This is a genomic window from Thermogemmatispora carboxidivorans (assembly GCF_000702505.1).
Classification (GTDB): domain Bacteria; phylum Chloroflexota; class Ktedonobacteria; order Ktedonobacterales; family Ktedonobacteraceae; genus Thermogemmatispora; species Thermogemmatispora carboxidivorans.
Map to the genome: position 1 here is coordinate 234,104 of NZ_JNIM01000001.1, position 15,441 is coordinate 249,544.

The following is a 15,441-nucleotide window of genomic DNA, read 5'->3' on the forward strand; positions in this document are numbered from 1 at the left end:
CGGGGTGCCGGATCAAGCGTAAGCGGAGCAAAGAGCGAGATGAGAATAGGAAGGCATATGCCGCTCAATGGCAAGCCGCTGCGAGCGCTAGAGATAGCTTCTTTCCTGGGCTGTGAGACGATCCAGCTGTTTGCCAGCAATCCCACAGGCTGGAAACCGCCGGTTGGGGGAGAAGAGGCAGCGCGGGAGTTTGCCCAGGCCGCGCGGGCGCGAGGTCTGGCGCCGCTGGTGGTCCATGCGCCCTATCTGATCAATCTTGCCTCGCCGCGTGAGGAGGTCTGGCAGTCCTCAATCAGGCTCCTCTCTTGGACGCTGCAGCGGGCGGCCCTGCTCGGAGCCTCCGATGTGGTAGTGCACATTGGTAGCCACCGTGGGGCTGGGCTTGAGCCGGGCATCGCACGCCTGCAAGAAGCCTTGCGCCTGGTCCTGGCCGAGGCTCCGTCAGACGTGCGCCTCTTGCTCGAAAACGACGTTGGAGCTGGCCATACCCTGGGGCAGCGCTTCGAGGAGCTGGCCACTGTGCTGGCCTTCCTCCCAGAGGAACAGGAGCGGCTGGGAATCTGCCTGGATACGGCCCATCTGTGGGGGGCTGGCTACGATATTGGCTCGCCTGCCGGAGTGGAGGCAGTTCTTCAGCGCTTCAGCGAGCTGGTCGGTCTCGCGCGGCTCAAAGTGCTGCATCTCAACGACAGTCGGCAGCCGCTGGGCAGCCATCGCGATGTCCATGCCCGTGTAGGCGAGGGGCAAATCCCTGTAACGGGGCTGCAGGCTCTGCTCAATGATGCCCGTCTGGCCGGGCTGACGGTTGTGCTGGAAACGCCCATCAAGCGCGACGAGCAGGACCACGAGGACTGGGAGCACGATCGAGCGCATCTGCAGTACGTGAAGAGCCTGCGGGCGCGTGATGGCGGCCTGGTCTCTCCGCGTCTGGGGCAGGGGCAGACTATCGAAAGATAGGGCAGCGTCTCCGTCGGTGGACTAGGGAGAAGAGGGCAGAAGCGAGACCCATGCCAGCGGCTCCCTGCGGAGCGAACGCCAGCGGAATTCCGCTTCTACCCTCCAGTGAAGGCCCCGGCAAGCCACAGGCATCCCAGGCTTGTGGCTGGGACCCGGCTCAGTAGGAGATGTGATCGGCAGCGGTAGCTGGGCGGAAGGTATTGCCATCGTTAAGCAATACAAGGCGCTGCTCGCCGATATGAACGATCAGATCAGGCCGACCGTCTCCGTTCACATCGTGAACCTCGGCGGTAATCGGTACCAGGTCCTGATTGGGGCCGAAGAGCACCGGACCATTGTAGACGCGCGCGCTGTTGCCATCTCCACCAGGAAATTCAATGATCTCAACATGTCGATTGAGATTGATAAAGACAAAGTGGGTGGGATGGCTTGGGCTGTCGTTGTGCCCAACCACGGCGTCCATCTGCCAGGTACGTGGGCGCCCAAACTGGACATCTTCCTGGTGGAGCTGCCACCAGGAGCCGAGGTAAGCCAGGCCCAGGCCGAGCAGGGCGGTCAGCAAGAGGCCCAGAAGGAAGGCGCGCAGAACCCAAGAGCGACCCGTACGCCGGGCCTTGATGCGCGTCGGGGCCACTGTGCGCAGCCCCTCAGGCACCACTGCCTTGGAGGTCGTGCCATATTCCGGCCTCATCTGGTTACTGGCACGTCGCCGTTGGATGAAAACCGCTGGCTGCGGGCCAGTAATGCCGCTCAGCGGGCCAGCCACGTCCGCGTTGGCGGGTGGCAGGGGCTGATAACGGCGTGTGCTGCTCGGCAGCCGCGGCGTAAGGTAGATGGCATCATCCTCCTCCTCCCCGGTGATGGCCTGCCTCTTCCTGGTCACCCCGGGCGGCTGACGAAGCTGTATCGTCATGGAGTATTTTTCCCCTTTTTCGCCGGCCCATATGGGCCTAGAATGCATGTTCTATATACTAAGGCTATCACTGTTCGTTTGTCAAGTCCCCCGGTAGGAAAATCTTAGATGTAGCCTGGCATGAAACAGTGTATAACAATGTGAGACAGCTGCAATTGTGTTGCAACGCCAATGTCTGCTTTGCAGGGATTCAGGCTTGACTCTCGTGATTTGTCTATGCTATAGTTGATTGTGTCTCGGGTTGCTTGCCGGACGCGAACCTCAACAATTCTTCTGAAGAAGCCAAAGTCCATCCCTGAGCGGAAGTTTCTGTCGCGAGTCTCTTCAGACCAAGGAAGCATTCAGTGTTCTCGGGGAAGAGCTGGTCCCTGGACGTTGTATCGTTAGCGCATCTTGTGCTCACGAGGTGGGACAACGGACCGGCTGAGGGCTTTCCGGCTGTGCTGCTTGCATCGGAACCCCTTATCCGCTCCTTTGCTTGTGCTTTCACGACTGCATCGCTGTAGTGCGCGCCCTTCATGCTATCTCTAGGCTAGTGGCCCAACTGAATCCCGGCTGAGTTTTCTCCTACTAAGCCTTACTGTTTCTTGTCCTGGTAGCCAGGACTGTGCTCAGCTCTGCTTGTCTGACAGTCTCCCAAGAAGGCGTGGGGAGGGGGGCATCTGGCGCGTGGCCCTGGCCGGGCTGGTCGAGCGTGGCTTACTCTGTTCGGCTGATGGTCTTGCGGAGGGGGTGGCACGGCGCAAGACAGAGGTCCGCAGAGGGCCTCTGTCTTGCCGTGCCTTCCGGGAAGGGTGTTCAAACTTTACGTTTTCCCCTCTCTCCTGGCGGTTGCCGTGCGCTTGTCCTGGTGCAGGGGTGAGCAAGCTCGCGATTTGGGACGACTCGCTATCCTCAATATAGGGATGGGAATGAGAGGAAGAGGTAATGGGGAGGAGTTTGCTGAGCTGAGCGGTGCAAGGAAGCCCGGAATGTGTGCTGTATCCAGAGGCAGCGATGGCTGTATCGTGTGCGTGTGTCTATGTTTTTCGTCTGCGCGTGCCAGGCAGGCAGTGAGTCAGGCTGTGTGTGTGGTGAACTGGTCTGGCTGCGAGCGAGCACTGGCGCGCTCTTGTTGAAGGAGGCACCGCTATGACCAGGACGCGCGTGGAGGCGGTCCACATCGTCTGGATCACCGCGGGCCTGGGCTGTGATGGCGACTCGGTCTCAATTACGGCGGCCAGTCAGCCAAGCCTGGAGGATGTGATCCTGGGGGCGATTCCGGGACTTCCCCGCGTCTATTTGCACAATCCTGTCCTCGCCTATGAGTTGGGCGGCGACAGCTTTATGACCTGGTGGTACCAGGCCGAACGCGGCGAGCTTGATCCCTTTGTGCTGGTGGTCGAAGGCTCGATCCCCAATGAGCGCATTAAGCGCGAAGGCTACTGGGCCGCGTTGGGGACCGATCCGGCAACCGGACAGCCGATCACGACCTGTGAGTGGATCGATCGTCTGGCGCCGAAGGCCTGGGCGGTGGTGGCCATCGGGACCTGCGCGACCTATGGCGGTATCCACGCGATGCAGGGGAATCCCACCGGAGCGATGGGCCTCGCCGACTATCTGGGCCACGGCTGGAAGTCCTGGGCCGGAATCCCCATTGTCAATGTCCCTGGCTGCCCCGTGCAACCAGACAATTTCATGGAGACGCTCCTCTACTTGCTCTACCAGGCGGCAGGTCTGGCCCCGATGATCCCCCTCGACGACCTCGGGCGCCCTACCTGGCTCTTCGGCAGAACCGTGCACGAGGGCTGTGACCGCGGCAGCTACTACGAGCAGGGGGATTTCGCCACGGAGTATGGTGCTCCCCAGTGCCTGGTGAAACTCGGTTGCTGGGGCCCGGTGGTCCAGTGCAATGTGCCGAAGCGGGGATGGATGGCCGGTCTGGGTGGCTGCCCCAATGTGGGTGGCATCTGTATCGGTTGCACGATGCCCGGCTTCCCCGATAAGTTTATGCCCTTCATGGATGAGCCGCCTGGCGCCAAGCTGTCTACTGGCATCGCCGGCGCCTATGGTGGCGCGATTCGGGCGCTGCGCAATATTACGAAGTCGACGCTCAATAAAGAGCCTTCGTGGCGCCATAAGGGCCGCGAGCTGGCGACCGGCTATCAGCCGCGCTGGTAGAGAGGAAACGACTGACGCCTCCTGACGGGTGACAGCGCCCGAGCCTTATTCCGCTCAGGTTGCTGTGTGCAGGTCTCTCTGTCTTGTTTTGCTTGTCTAGATGCTTGCTTATGGCGGCAGGAGCGGCAGTGGTGGGGGGTGTTGCTCGCCGTTTCCGCTCTCTGGCTGGCTGGTGCCTGTTCGGCAAAGGAGAGAGCACGATGACCACTGAGGTGCGACGTCAGGCAGCCCCAGCTGAGCCTGGCCAGATCATTGAAATGGCCTGGGACCCGATTACGCGCATTGTGGGCAGCCTGGGAATCTATACCAAGATCGATTTCAAGAAGCGGCAGGTGGTGGAGTGCTACAGCACGTCGTCGATCTTCCGCGGCTATAGCATTTTCCTGAAGGGCAAGGACCCGCGCGATGCCCATTTCATCACCAGCCGCATCTGCGGGATCTGCGGGGATAATCACGCCACCTGCTCGGTCTATGCCCAGAATATGGCCTACGGGGTGAAGCCGCCGGCCCTCGGCGAGTGGATTCTCAACCTGGGCGAGGCGGCGGAGTATATGTTTGACCACAACATCTTTCAGGAGAACCTGGTCGGGGTCGATTTCTGCGAGCAGATGGTGCGGGAGACCAATCCTGGGGTCTGGGAGCTGGCCCAGAAGACTGAGGCCCCGCACGCCAGGGACCACGGCTATCGCACGATCGCCGATATTATGCGGGCGCTCAATCCCTTCACGGGCGAGTTCTATCGCGAGGCGCTGCAGATGAGCCGCCTGACGCGCGAGAAGTTCTGCTTGATGGAGGGGCGCCACGTGCATCCGTCGACGCTCTATCCTGGCGGCGTAGGAACGGTGGCCACTGTCCAGCTTTTCACCGATTATCTGGTACGCCTGATGAAGTATGTGGAATTCATGAAGAAGGTCGTGCCGCTGCATGACGACCTCTTCGATTTCTTCTATCAGGCCCTGCCCGGCTATGAAAAGGTAGGCCAGCGGCGGATTCTGCTGGGCTGCTGGGGCTCGTTCCAGGACCCCGAGGTCTGCGACTACGAGTATCGCACGATGGACAAGTGGGGGCGGGCGATGTTCGTGACGCCGGGCGTGGTGGTCGATGGCGAGCTGGTGACGACGAGCCTGGTCGATATCAATCTCGGCATTCGCATTCTGCTGGGCAGCTCCTACTACGAGGATTGGGAGAACGAGCGGACCTTTGTGGATCGGGATCCGCTGGGCAACCCGGTCGATCAGCGCCATCCCTGGAACCAGACGACGATTCCGAAGCCGCAGAAGCGCGATTTCAAGGGGAAGTATAGCTGGGTGATGTCGCCGCGCTGGTACGATAAGCGCACGGGGCAGTACCTGGCGCTGGATACTGGCGGCGGGCCGCTGGCGCGTCTGTGGGTGACGGCGCTGGCGGGTCTGGTCGATCTGGGTGGCTACATTAAGGCGACGGGGCACAGCGTGAAGATCCGCTTGCCGAAGACGGCCCTCAAGCCCGAGGTCGAGTTTGAGTGGAAGATTCCGAAGTGGAGCAATGCCCTGGAGCGTGATCGGGCCCGCTCGTACTTCCAGGCCTATGCGGCGGCGGTGGCGCTCTATTGTGTGGAGAAGGCGCTGGGAGAGATCCGCGCGGGTCGTACGAAGACCTGGAGCGATTTTACGGTGCCCAAGGAGGCGATCGGCTGCGGCTTCCACGAGGCGGTGCGTGGAGTGCTCTCGCACCATCTGGTGATCGAGAACGGCAAGATTGCCAACTATCACCCCTATCCGCCGACGCCCTGGAATGCCAGTGTGCGCGATGTTTATGGGACGCCGGGCCCCTACGAGGATGCGGTGCAGAATACGCCGATCTTCGAGGAGAATGGTCCCGACAAGTTTAAGGGCATTGATATCATGCGGGCAGTGCGGAGCTTCGATCCGTGCCTGCCCTGTGGGGTGCATATGTATCTGGGGGACGGCAAGGAGCTGGAGGTAGTGCATTCGCCGACCTTCGGGCGCGTGCCGTAGTGTGGAGGAGCTGAGAGGCCCCGCTGAGCTGCCTGCACCGCCCGCGGTTGGGCCGTGTGCCGGGGCGGGCAGCGCTCATTGAGGAGGAGAAGGCTATGGGCAGCGATGTGCAGGGGCGTCAGGGAGGTCAGGAGCCTCATCCGGCTGCGGAGATTGAGCGCTTGCTGGCCGAGGTTGAGAGACTGTCCGATCCCCAGGCGCGCGCCTTGGCGGAGGAGCTGATCCGGGCGCTGGTGGCGCTCTATGGCGAGGGCCTGCGGCGGATCGTGGAGCTGCTGGCCGCCGTGGATGGCTCGCAGACGTCCGCGACCTCTTCTGGGGGGCGCCTGCTCGATCTGCTGGCGCGCGATGAGTTGGTCGCCGCTCTCTTGCTCTTACATGATGTGCACCCTGTCCCTCTCAGAGAGCGGCTGGAGCAGGCGCTTGAGGAGGTGCGGCCTGTGGTACGGGGGTATGGCGGTGAGCTGGAGCTGCTGCACCTGACAGAAGGGGTGGCCTCGTTGCGCCTGAGCGGGGGCTGTCGCGGTTGTGCCGCCTCGCTTCAGTACCTGCAGCAGAGGATCGAAGAGGCGGTGTATCGTGTGGCTCCCGATTTGAACGGGTTGGAGATCGAGGGGATTGCTGAGGCGGAGGGTGGGACGGTGGAGCCGTCGCCGTCGCGGAGCGGGACGCCGGTCCCGGTGGTCTTTGTCCCGCGGCGGCGCGGCAGCGCTCCTGTGGCGGTAGCGGCCCAGGAGCGCGGAACCAGGGCGGGAGAGGGGTGAGCGGTGATGAAGAGGGTAGGCAGCGCGTGGCCGGGGCCGGACCTGGCGCGGCTCTCCTGGCGTGAGGAGACGGGTGCTACAAGCGGGCCACATGCCGGCCAGGCTCCGATGGCGCTCCCGTTGGGCGCGTTGCGGCGCTTCGTGTCGCGCGAAGGTCAGCCGCAGCGCCGCCCCCTGGAGCGCTGCGAGCTATGCCGGGCAGTGCTGTTGCCAACTCATCACCATCTGTTGGCCCCCGAGCGGCGTCAGGTGCTGTGTGTCTGCGATCCGTGTGCGCTACTTTTCCGGGCCGGGACCCAGCTCGGCCAGGGCCAGTATCGCTTGATCCCCGAGCGGTATCGCTGGCTACGTGACCTGGCGCTGACTGATGCCGAATGGGAGGCCTTGGGCTTGCCGGTGAACCTGGTCTATCTCTTCTACAGTACACCGGCAGGGCGGCTGCTGGCTTTCTATCCGGGGCCTGCGGGGGCGACGGAGTCCTTGCTGGATCTCGACGGCTGGCAGGGGTTGGTCGCCCGCTATCCGCTGCTGGGGGAGCTGCTGCCCGATGTCGAGGCGCTGCTGATCAATCGGGTCCGTGGGGCGCGCGAGACCTATCTGGTCCCGATCGATGTCTGCTTTCGTCTGACAGGTCTGATTCGGGCCAACTGGCGCGGCCTGAGTGGCGGCGCCGAGCTTGAGCGCGCTCTGGCCAGTTTTTTCGCTGATCTGCAGGCACGGGCTGAGGTGGTCGCTGTTGAACGCACGGCGCCGGACCGTGGGGAAGGGGAAGATGATGCCTGATCTTGAGTTTGCCATTCTGGGCGCAGCTGTGCCAGCCTATGCCGCCGCTCCCATGCTGCTCTTTCGGCTGCAGGTCAGCAATCGAATGCCCAGAGAGCCAGTGCAGAGCGTGGCCGTGCGGACCCAGATCCAGATCGAGGCCACGCGCCGCCGCTATAGTCCAGCAGCTCAGGCGCGCCTGCTGGAGGTCTTCGGGGAGCCGGCGCGCTGGGGTGAAACCGTGCGCCCACTCCTCTGGACTCATGCCGGGACGGTGGTGCCGGCTTTCAGCGAGCGCACCGAGGTCGAGCTGCCGGTACCCTGTACCTACGATTTCGAGGTGGTCAGCACCAAATATTTTGCTGCCCTGGAAGGCGAGGAGGGAGCCATTCCGCTGCGCTTCTTCTTCAGCGGCACGGTCTTCTACGAGAGCGAAGAGGGGCGTCTCCAGGTCGCACCGATCCCCTGGTCGAAGGAGGCCGCCTTTGATCTGCCGCTGGCTTGCTGGCGCGAGCTGATCGCCCACTTCTACCCCGGGAGCGCCTGGCTGCGCCTGCAGCGCCAGATCTTTGACCGGCTCGCTGCCTACAAGATGGCTCACGGCCTGCCGACCTGGGATGAGACCGTGCTGCGCCTGCTAGAGGCGGCAGAACAGGAGGGAAGGCAGTGAGGAAGCTGGAGGAGGTCCAGGCCATTGCCGAGGCGGTACTCTATGAGGGCTATCTGCTCTACCCATACCGTCACTCGGCCCTCAAGAACCGGCAGCGCTGGACCTATGGCGTGGTCTATCCGCGCGCTTACAGCGAAGCTGGTGGCGAGGTCGAGCCCTGGTGCATGCAGACGGAGTGTCTGCTTGAGGTCAATCCGGGGCGGGAGGGCAAGACGCAGCTCTCTGTCTCTGTGCGTTTCCTGCACTTGATGCGCTGCAGGCGCGAAGGCGAGCGCCACGGCCAGGGAGAGGAGCAGGAGCAGCTCCGGGAGGCGCCACTCTGGGCGGAAGCCCCTTTTGACGGTGTCTGGGAGGAAGGAGTCGAGCGCACGGTCAGCGCGACGGCACTCTCATTGACTGAGCTGCTTCAGTCCGGGCGGCGCCTGCCTTTCGCCTTTCCGGCGCGGGGCCTGGTCGAGGGGGAGCCTCTTGGGGGAAGAGCGAGCGGATCAGGGAGCATTGTGCGTGAGGGGCAAGCCCTGAGCGGCGAGGTAGACGTCGCCGCTGAGGCTGTGCCCGGGCGAGCGCATCTCTACAAGCTGCGCGTCACCATTACGAATACGACCCCGGTGGAGAAGCCAGCAGAGCTACGGGCGCAGGAGGCCCTGCTCGCGGCCTGCGTCTCGACGCATACCATCCTTCAGGTGGAAGGAGGCGCCTTTGTCTCCCTGATAGAGCCGCCGGCGGAGCTGCGCCAGGTGGCAGCCTCCTGTCAGAACCGTGGCACCTGGCCGGTGCTGGTCGGCGAGCCAGGTGAGCGTGACAGCCTGCTCTCGGCGCCCATCATTCTCTACGACTATCCACAGATTGCCCCCGAAAGTCCAGCTCCGCTCTTCGACGGGACCGAGATCGATGAACTGTTAGCCTTGCGCATCATGACGCTGGCCGATGAGGAGAAGGAGCAGATTCGCCGCGGCGATGCCCGTGGGCGGGCCGTGCTGGAACAGATCGAGCGTCTGACTCCAGAGCAGTTTCTGCAGCTTCACGGCACCATTCGCAGCCTGCGTGCGCTGGGGGAGGGTGAGCCATGAGTCTCGCGAATGGCAACGGAAACGGCAACGGCTGGATCTTCCCAGGAGAGGACTATCCACCACCGGAGATGATTACCGTCGCGGGGCGCCAGGTGAGGGCGGGCACGCGCGTGCGCCTCTGCCCAGGGCGAGCACGTCAGGGGCGCCTGGCCGATGCCTTTGATCTGCTGCTGGATGGCCGCACCGGGCGCGTCGAGGTCATCCAACAAGACTTCGAGAACCGCCTCTATCTGGTGGTCACCCTCGATGATGATCCCGGCAGAGAGCAATGGGACGAGCGCGTCTTACCTGGTCACCGCTTCTTCTTTTTCCCGGAAGAAGTGGAGCCGCTCGAAGCGGACGAAGATAACGAGCGAGACGGAGGGCGACTATGAATAGCCTGAGCCGCGATGAGCGGTCCGCCTGGCCTGAGCAGGAGAAGGCCGTGTTGCAGGCTTTAGAAGAAGCCTTTGCCCTCTCGGCCCGCGGGGGACTGCGCCGCCTGCTGGTGGCTGGCATTGGCAATATCTTTCTGGGCGACGATGGTTTCGGCTGCACGGTGGCTCAGCGGGCGCGCGGACGCTATCCGCTGGGGGTGGAAGTGGTCGACTTTGGCATTCGGGGTCTGGAGCTGGCCTATGCGCTCCTTGACGGCTACGAGGCGCTGATCCTCATCGATGCCGTGCCGCGCGGCGGCAGTCCGGGGACCCTCTATCTGCTCAAGCCGCTGCTTCCCCCAGCAGATCAGGCAGCCGATCTGGCTGCTGGCAAGCTCGGTCTGGAGGCGCATAGCCTTGATCCCGTGCGCATCCTGACCTATGCCCGTGCGCTAGGGGCGCCGCCCATTCCGACCTTGCTGATTGGCTGCGAGCCGGCCCCTCTGGCGGATGATGCCGATGAGGAAGAGCTGCAGATGGGACTTAGTCCCCCCGTGCAGGGGGCGGTCGAACGCGCTCTGTGCATACTCGACACCGTGGTCAGGCAGCTCTGCCAGGGCTCGGGTTCGGCTGAGACTGTCTAGTACTGGCGCGAGAACGCGCCTTGCTCTCACTCACTGAAAGGAGGCACCTACCAATGGTCAAGTGGATCATGAGCACCATTGTCCTGGCGCTGCTGTTGCTTGTGCTCAGGCAGCAGCTTCCCGATATTCAGCGTTATTTGCGGATTCGCTCCATGTAGAGAGAGGGGAGCTGGCCGTGTACAGCGGCGCCTATGAGCGAGCGGGCGCTGGAGGATGGCGGGGGCCGAGCAAACACAGGCAGGCCCCGGGCGATCGAGACAGGCGAAAGGTGGGGTGGCGATGCATGAGCTAGCGCTTGCTGAAAGCATTATCGAGGTGGTAGAGGCCAGGGCGGAAGAATGCGGCGTACAGCGAGTGCGGACGGTGCATCTGCGCGTGGGCGAAGCCAGCGGTGTCCTGGTGGAGGCCCTGCAAGCGGCCTTTGCCATGCTGGCTTCGCTCTCGCCCGCTCTGGCTGAGGCCCGGCTGGCGATCGAGATCACTCCACATCGGGCCTGGTGCGAGCCGTGTGCCCATGCTTTTGCCGTTGTGGACTTCGTCGCGCGCTGTCCTGCCTGTGGCGCCTGGTCCACGCGCATCCTCTCGGGCACCGAGTTGCAGATTCTCGACATGGAGGTTGCGGCTGACAACGAGCAAGAGAACCCGGGGCGGGAGAACAACGGATGAGGAGCGGTAGCTATGCCCAAGGTGACTATTGCCAGACATATCCTGGCGGCCAATGAGGAGGTTGCGGCAGAGGTGCGCCAGCGGTTGGCGGCTGCTGGCGTGCGCTGCATCAACCTGATGAGCGGTCCAGGCGCAGGCAAGACAACCCTGCTCGAGCGCAGCATCGCCCGGCTGCGTGGACGCCTGGCCATAGGGGTGATCGAGGGGGATATCGAAACCAGCCTGGATGCCGAGCGCATGGAGGCCGCCGGGTCCCAGGTCGTCCAAATCAATACGCGCGGGGCCTGTCATCTGGAAGCGCATATGGTGCGCGATGCTCTAGAGGCGCTTGATCTGCAGCGGCTGGACCTGCTCTTCATCGAGAACATCGGCAATCTGGTCTGTCCAGCGGCCTGGGATCTGGGCGAGGACCTGCGGGCCGTGGTAGTCTGCACGACCGAGGGCGACGAGAAGCCGGCCAAGTATCCACAGATCTTTGCCGCTGCCCAGGTACTGCTGATCAATAAGCTGGATCTCTTGCCCTACGTGGACTATGACCTCGAGCGCGTGCGCGCTCAGGCACTGGCCGTCAACCCAGGACTGCAGGTCTTCGCGCTGAGCTGCCGCAGCGGCGAGGGATTGGACGCCTGGTGTGACTGGCTGCAGACCTTCGCCGTTCGACCTTCTGCTGTTCCCGCTCAGGCAGGGCCAGTCAGCCAGGAAGAAGGAGCAGCGTCATGAGAGAGCACCTTTCCGGTGTCCAGGCCCCGATGACAACCCGCCAGCGACAGCGCCTTTCCGTGACGGGCATTGTCCAGGGGGTAGGTTTTCGTCCCTTTGTCTACGGCCTGGCTCAGCGTCTGGGGCTGGCTGGCTTCGTACTCAACGACAGTCGCGGCGTGGCCATCGAAGTGGAGGGACCGGCGGAGGCCCTGACCCGCTTTCGCCAGCTGCTGCTGGCCGAGGCACCAGCGCTGGCACGTATCGAGAGTGTCACAGTCGAGATGCTGCCACCCCGGCAGGAGACGGTCTTTGTGATTGGGAAGAGTCAGGAGGGCCGCGAGCGAACCACGCTGGTCTCTCCCGATGTGGCCACTTGTGCCGCTTGCCTGCGCGAGTTATTTGATCCAGCGGATCGTCGCTATCGCTACCCATTCATTAATTGTACCAACTGTGGGCCGCGTTTCACCATCATTCAGGATGTTCCCTACGATCGTGAGCAGACGACGATGCGCGTCTTCGCCATGTGTCTCGCCTGCCGCACCGAGTACGAGGACCCAGCCGATCGGCGCTTTCATGCCCAGCCCAATGCCTGCCCACACTGTGGGCCGCAGATCCATCTAGAGCTGTGGACTGAGGGGGAGCCGATCCTCGCGGCCAGCAGCGCGGAGAGTGAGGAGGCGACTCCTATCGAGCGGGTAGCTCAGCTGCTTGCCCGGGGGGCGATTCTGGCCATCAAAGGTCTGGGTGGCTACCATCTGGCCTGTGATGCGCTCAACGCCGTTGCTGTCCAGCGACTGCGGAGACGCAAACACCGTGAAGCCAAGCCCTTTGCGCTCATGGTTCCTGATCTGGAGACGGCGCAGCGTCTCTGCTGGGTCAACGAGGCTGAGGCCGCCTTGTTGCAGTCGCCGCGTCGGCCTATTGTCCTGCTTGAGCAGCGGCCCGGCTCTCCCATCGCGCCCGCCGTTGCTCCGGGCTACCGAACCCTGGGTCTCATGCTCCCCTATACCCCTTTGCATCATCTCCTGCTGCACGCCTTTGCCCAGGCCCTACCCGCCGGGCGTCTGCCGGTGCTCGTCATGACGAGCGGCAATCTCAGCGAGGAGCCGATTGCCTACCGCGACGACGAGGCGCGTCAGCGTCTGGCGGCCATTGCTGATGGCATGCTCAGCCATGACCGTGTCATTCACATGCGCTGCGACGACTCGGTCACGCGCCTGGTGGCTGGTGGCGAGCAGCTCCTGCGTCGCTCGCGGGGCTACGTTCCCGAGCCGATTACCTTGGCCTTTGAGCTGCCGCGTCCGCTGCTAGCCTGCGGGGGCCATCTCAAAAACACCTTCTGTCTGGGCAAAGGGCGACAGGCCTTTGTGGGGCACCACATTGGCGATCTAGAGAACCTGGAGACCCTGGCCTCCTTCCGCGAGGGCATCCGCCATTTCCAGCGCCTCTTTGACATTGTGCCCGAGGCGGTGGCCTATGATCTGCATCCCGATTATCTGGCAACCCGCTATGCGCTGGACAGTGACATCGAGCTGCGCCTTGGCGTCCAGCATCACCATGCCCATATCGCCAGCGTGTTGGCTGAGCATGGCCTGAGCGGGCCGGTGATCGGCATTGCCGCCGACGGAACTGGCTACGGTACCGATGGAGCGATCTGGGGCTGCGAGATCCTGCTGGCCGATCTTTGCAGCTTCGAGCGTCTGGCCCATCTGGCCTATGTGCCGCTCCCAGGAGGAGAGCAGGCGGTTCGTCAGCCGTGGCGCATGGCGGCGGTCTATCTGGCGCGGACCTATGGCGAGCGCTTTCTCACCCTCAACATTCCCTTCGCGCGCCGTCTCGACCGGAGCACCTGGCGCATTCTCGCGCAGATGATCGCTCGCGGCCTCAACACGCCGCTGACTTCCAGTCTGGGGCGCCTCTTCGATGCCGTAGCCGCCATTCTTGGCCTGCGCGACGAGGTGTCCTACGAAGGACAGGCGGCCATCGAGCTGGAGATGCTCGCCAGCAGCGTGCCGCCCGATGACCAGCCGTCTTATCCCTACGCTCTCCTGCGTCCTGGTCAGGGACCACTTCAGATAGATGTCTCCCCCCTGCTCACGGCGCTGGTCGATGATCTCCAGCGCGGTGGTGAGATGGCGCGTCTGGCTCGTCGCTTTCATCGCTCGCTAGTGGTCATGTTCTGTGATCTCTGCCAGCGAATCAGGGAAATCTCTGGCCTCTCCCAGGTAGCGCTCAGCGGCGGCGTCTTTCAGAATCGCCTGCTCCTGGAAGAAGTGGTCAACGAGTTGCAAGCCAACGGCTTTCATGTCTATCTCAATCGCCGCGTACCCCCGAACGATGGCGGTCTCAGTCTGGGGCAACTGGCCGTCGCAGCGGCCCGCCTGGCGGCAGAATGTGGAAGCAGCACTGTGCCTGCAAGGTGAAACGGCGTGAGAGATGGGCCGGCCTTTGACAGGTGCCATCAGCCGATCAGGCTCAGTATGCTCAGGAGCGCGACGTCCTGGTTGCCACAATACAAGAGAGGAGCCGATGCGATGTGTCTGGGAATTCCCGGTCAAGTGCTTGAAATCGTCGACGACGCCAACTCGATTGCGCGCGTTGACGTCTCGGGCGTCAAGCGCAATGTCAGCGTTGCCCTGGTGCGCTCAGAAGGAATTGCTCCCGGCGACTGGGTGCTCATCCACGTCGGCTTTGCCATGAGCAAAATCGATGAAGCGGAGGCGCACGAGACGCTCAAAGCGCTCCAGCTGATGGGCGACGTCTACACCGATGAGCTGAAGCTTCTAGGCTCCAGCCAGATCGAATAATGATGAGGAAGGGGAGGAGCAGCGCATGTCTCCAGAGGGGCAAGAGCCGCTTGAGGCCGTGCTAGAGCGGCGTTTTGGCCTCAGCACCAGTCTGCCGGCGCTCTTCTTTGAGCGCGAGGCGCCGCGCATCGCCGAAGCCTGCTGGGCGATGGCTCGCCGCTTTCATCAGGGGGGGCGCCTGCTGGCCTTCGGCAATGGGGCCTGGGCCACCGACGCGCAACATGTCTCGGTCGAATTTGTCCATCCGGTCATTGTTGGCAAGCGTGCTTTGCCGGCCCTGGCTCTGACCAACGATAGTGCCACCCTTAGCGGCCTCATGGCTGGCGGACGGGCCGACAGGCCCTTCGGCGAACAGCTGCGTGTCCTGGCACGGCCCCAGGATATCGCTCTGGGCTTCTCGCCAGACGGGCGCTGTGCCAACGTCCTGGCCGCCCTCGCACAGGCGCGGCAGCTGGGCCTGCTCACCCTGGCCATGTTAGGAGGCGATGGGGGGCTGATCACTGCCGAGGCGGTTGACTATCGCTTTGTCGTGCCCGCTGACGATCCGCTGATCATCCAGGAGGTCCATGAAACGCTCTATCACGTCCTCTGGGAACTGGTACATGTCTTTTTCGAACACGAGGGGGTGCTGCAATGAAGCCCGAATCCGAGCACGTCTCTCACACTCTGTCGCCATCTGTGCCGTTGCGAGCACTTTGTCAGCCCGATCCCGAGGGGCGCTGTCCCACCTGTGCTGACGAAGCTGTGGCGGTGACGGTGCTCAGTGTCGATAAAGCAGCCGGCCTGGCCTGCGTCCGTCTGGGAGTGGGTGAGGCCCTGATCGACATCACCCTGCTTGGCGAGGTTCAGCCGGGTGACCGCCTGCTCGTGCACGGAGGCGTTGCCCTGGAGCGCCTCGGCGAAGCGGAGGAGCCGGTCGGTCAAGGGCGCGGTCCATCCACCTGAGCCAGTCAGCCAGCCGGGGGTCACCTTA

At 63.3% G+C, this 15,441-nt stretch carries 17 protein-coding genes; 16 read left to right on the plus strand and 1 reads right to left on the minus strand.

All coding sequences use genetic code 11. The annotated features are described in order from the left end of the window. Positions 1 to 39 precede the first annotated feature (39 nt). Entirely contained in the window at positions 40 to 957 is a 918-nt protein-coding gene (locus N688_RS00895; protein WP_081838379.1) for a deoxyribonuclease IV, read from the plus strand. Positions 958 to 1,114: 157 nt separating this feature from the next. Here N688_RS00895 and N688_RS00900 read toward each other — a convergent pair whose 3' ends face one another. After that, a complete protein-coding gene (locus tag N688_RS00900; protein WP_052887522.1) occupies positions 1,115 to 1,870 on the minus strand; it encodes an FG-GAP repeat domain-containing protein in 756 nt (251 codons plus the stop codon). A 1,131-nt stretch (positions 1,871 to 3,001) separates the two neighbouring features. Here N688_RS00900 and N688_RS00905 point away from each other — a divergent pair. The 15 genes from N688_RS00905 to N688_RS00970 all read left to right on the plus strand — a co-directional run bounded on the left by N688_RS00905 (position 3,002) and on the right by N688_RS00970 (position 15,413). Next, a complete protein-coding gene (locus tag N688_RS00905) occupies positions 3,002 to 4,030 on the plus strand; it encodes an NADH-quinone oxidoreductase subunit B family protein (protein ID WP_052887523.1) in 1,029 nt (342 codons plus the stop codon). 200 nt (positions 4,031 to 4,230) lie between these two features. Continuing rightward, positions 4,231 to 6,027, plus strand: coding sequence for a nickel-dependent hydrogenase large subunit (locus N688_RS00910; protein WP_052887524.1), 1,797 nt, complete (start codon positions 4,231 to 4,233; stop codon positions 6,025 to 6,027). A gap of 95 nt (positions 6,028 to 6,122) precedes the next feature. After that, positions 6,123 to 6,791, plus strand: coding sequence for a NifU family protein (locus tag N688_RS00915; RefSeq protein WP_052887525.1), 669 nt, complete (start codon positions 6,123 to 6,125; stop codon positions 6,789 to 6,791). 6 nt (positions 6,792 to 6,797) lie between these two features. Further along, positions 6,798 to 7,574 (plus strand): DUF5947 family protein, encoded by a 777-nt coding sequence (locus N688_RS00920; protein WP_238321104.1) that lies wholly within the window; start codon positions 6,798 to 6,800, stop codon positions 7,572 to 7,574. Then, on the plus strand, positions 7,564 to 8,223 hold the full coding sequence (locus N688_RS00925; RefSeq protein WP_202901811.1) for a DUF6084 family protein: 660 nt from the start codon (positions 7,564 to 7,566) through the stop codon (positions 8,221 to 8,223). Before N688_RS00920 ends, N688_RS00925 begins: the two co-directional genes overlap by 11 nt. Continuing rightward, positions 8,220 to 9,293, plus strand: coding sequence for a hypothetical protein (locus N688_RS00930; RefSeq protein WP_052887527.1), 1,074 nt, complete (start codon positions 8,220 to 8,222; stop codon positions 9,291 to 9,293). The genes N688_RS00925 and N688_RS00930 overlap by 4 nt, the downstream gene beginning before the upstream one ends. Then, the gene (locus N688_RS00935; RefSeq protein ID WP_052887528.1) at positions 9,290 to 9,667 is read left to right on the plus strand and encodes a hypothetical protein; all 378 of its coding nucleotides are present in this window, start codon (positions 9,290 to 9,292) and stop codon (positions 9,665 to 9,667) included. The genes N688_RS00930 and N688_RS00935 overlap by 4 nt, the downstream gene beginning before the upstream one ends. Then, a complete protein-coding gene (locus N688_RS00940; RefSeq protein WP_081838380.1) occupies positions 9,664 to 10,293 on the plus strand; it encodes a hydrogenase maturation protease in 630 nt (209 codons plus the stop codon). The genes N688_RS00935 and N688_RS00940 overlap by 4 nt, the downstream gene beginning before the upstream one ends. Before the next feature lie 53 nt (positions 10,294 to 10,346). Beyond that, a complete protein-coding gene (locus N688_RS23880; RefSeq protein WP_420341003.1) occupies positions 10,347 to 10,451 on the plus strand; it encodes a DUF6893 family small protein in 105 nt (34 codons plus the stop codon). Positions 10,452 to 10,572: 121 nt separating this feature from the next. Beyond that, positions 10,573 to 10,959, plus strand: coding sequence for a hydrogenase maturation nickel metallochaperone HypA/HybF (locus N688_RS00945; protein WP_052887529.1), 387 nt, complete (start codon positions 10,573 to 10,575; stop codon positions 10,957 to 10,959). Between the two features lie 12 nt (positions 10,960 to 10,971). Next, complete coding sequence (gene hypB / locus N688_RS00950; RefSeq protein WP_052887530.1) at positions 10,972 to 11,679, plus strand: hydrogenase nickel incorporation protein HypB; 708 nt, start codon at positions 10,972 to 10,974, stop codon at positions 11,677 to 11,679. After that, positions 11,676 to 14,084, plus strand: a complete 2,409-nt coding sequence (gene hypF / locus N688_RS00955) for a carbamoyltransferase HypF (RefSeq protein ID WP_202901812.1) — start codon at positions 11,676 to 11,678, stop codon at positions 14,082 to 14,084. Before hypB ends, hypF begins: the two co-directional genes overlap by 4 nt. A gap of 111 nt (positions 14,085 to 14,195) precedes the next feature. Further along, positions 14,196 to 14,468 carry a HypC/HybG/HupF family hydrogenase formation chaperone gene (locus N688_RS00960; protein ID WP_052887531.1) on the plus strand — a complete coding sequence of 91 codons (273 nt, stop codon included), beginning with the start codon at positions 14,196 to 14,198 and terminating at the stop codon, positions 14,466 to 14,468. Positions 14,469 to 14,493: 25 nt separating this feature from the next. After that, complete coding sequence (locus N688_RS00965; RefSeq protein WP_052887532.1) at positions 14,494 to 15,105, plus strand: D-sedoheptulose-7-phosphate isomerase; 612 nt, start codon at positions 14,494 to 14,496, stop codon at positions 15,103 to 15,105. Continuing rightward, positions 15,102 to 15,413, plus strand: coding sequence for a HypC/HybG/HupF family hydrogenase formation chaperone (locus N688_RS00970; protein WP_052887533.1), 312 nt, complete (start codon positions 15,102 to 15,104; stop codon positions 15,411 to 15,413). The genes N688_RS00965 and N688_RS00970 overlap by 4 nt, the downstream gene beginning before the upstream one ends. The last annotated feature ends 28 nt before the right edge of the window (positions 15,414 to 15,441 follow it).

Excerpts from the sequence above, each read along its gene's own strand:
- hypB (WP_052887530.1), top strand. The coding sequence starts at position 10,972 with ATGCCCAAGGTGACTATTGCCAGACATATCCTGGCGGCCAATGAGGAG.
- N688_RS00920 (WP_238321104.1), top strand. The coding sequence starts at position 6,798 with ATGAAGAGGGTAGGCAGCGCGTGGCCGGGGCCGGACCTGGCGCGGCTC.
- N688_RS00910 (WP_052887524.1), top strand. The coding sequence starts at position 4,231 with ATGACCACTGAGGTGCGACGTCAGGCAGCCCCAGCTGAGCCTGGCCAG.
- N688_RS00895 (WP_081838379.1), top strand. The coding sequence starts at position 40 with ATGAGAATAGGAAGGCATATGCCGCTCAATGGCAAGCCGCTGCGAGCG.
- N688_RS00925 (WP_202901811.1), top strand. The coding sequence starts at position 7,564 with ATGATGCCTGATCTTGAGTTTGCCATTCTGGGCGCAGCTGTGCCAGCC.
- N688_RS00905 (WP_052887523.1), top strand. The coding sequence starts at position 3,002 with ATGACCAGGACGCGCGTGGAGGCGGTCCACATCGTCTGGATCACCGCG.
- N688_RS00960 (WP_052887531.1), top strand. The coding sequence starts at position 14,196 with ATGTGTCTGGGAATTCCCGGTCAAGTGCTTGAAATCGTCGACGACGCC.
- N688_RS00940 (WP_081838380.1), top strand. The coding sequence starts at position 9,664 with ATGAATAGCCTGAGCCGCGATGAGCGGTCCGCCTGGCCTGAGCAGGAG.
- N688_RS00945 (WP_052887529.1), top strand. The coding sequence starts at position 10,573 with ATGCATGAGCTAGCGCTTGCTGAAAGCATTATCGAGGTGGTAGAGGCC.
- N688_RS00915 (WP_052887525.1), top strand. The coding sequence starts at position 6,123 with ATGGGCAGCGATGTGCAGGGGCGTCAGGGAGGTCAGGAGCCTCATCCG.
- N688_RS00970 (WP_052887533.1), top strand. The coding sequence starts at position 15,102 with ATGAAGCCCGAATCCGAGCACGTCTCTCACACTCTGTCGCCATCTGTG.
- N688_RS00900 (WP_052887522.1), bottom strand. The coding sequence starts at position 1,870 with ATGACGATACAGCTTCGTCAGCCGCCCGGGGTGACCAGGAAGAGGCAG.
- N688_RS00935 (WP_052887528.1), top strand. The coding sequence starts at position 9,290 with ATGAGTCTCGCGAATGGCAACGGAAACGGCAACGGCTGGATCTTCCCA.
- N688_RS00965 (WP_052887532.1), top strand. The coding sequence starts at position 14,494 with ATGTCTCCAGAGGGGCAAGAGCCGCTTGAGGCCGTGCTAGAGCGGCGT.
- N688_RS23880 (WP_420341003.1), top strand. The coding sequence starts at position 10,347 with ATGGTCAAGTGGATCATGAGCACCATTGTCCTGGCGCTGCTGTTGCTT.
- hypF (WP_202901812.1), top strand. The coding sequence starts at position 11,676 with ATGAGAGAGCACCTTTCCGGTGTCCAGGCCCCGATGACAACCCGCCAG.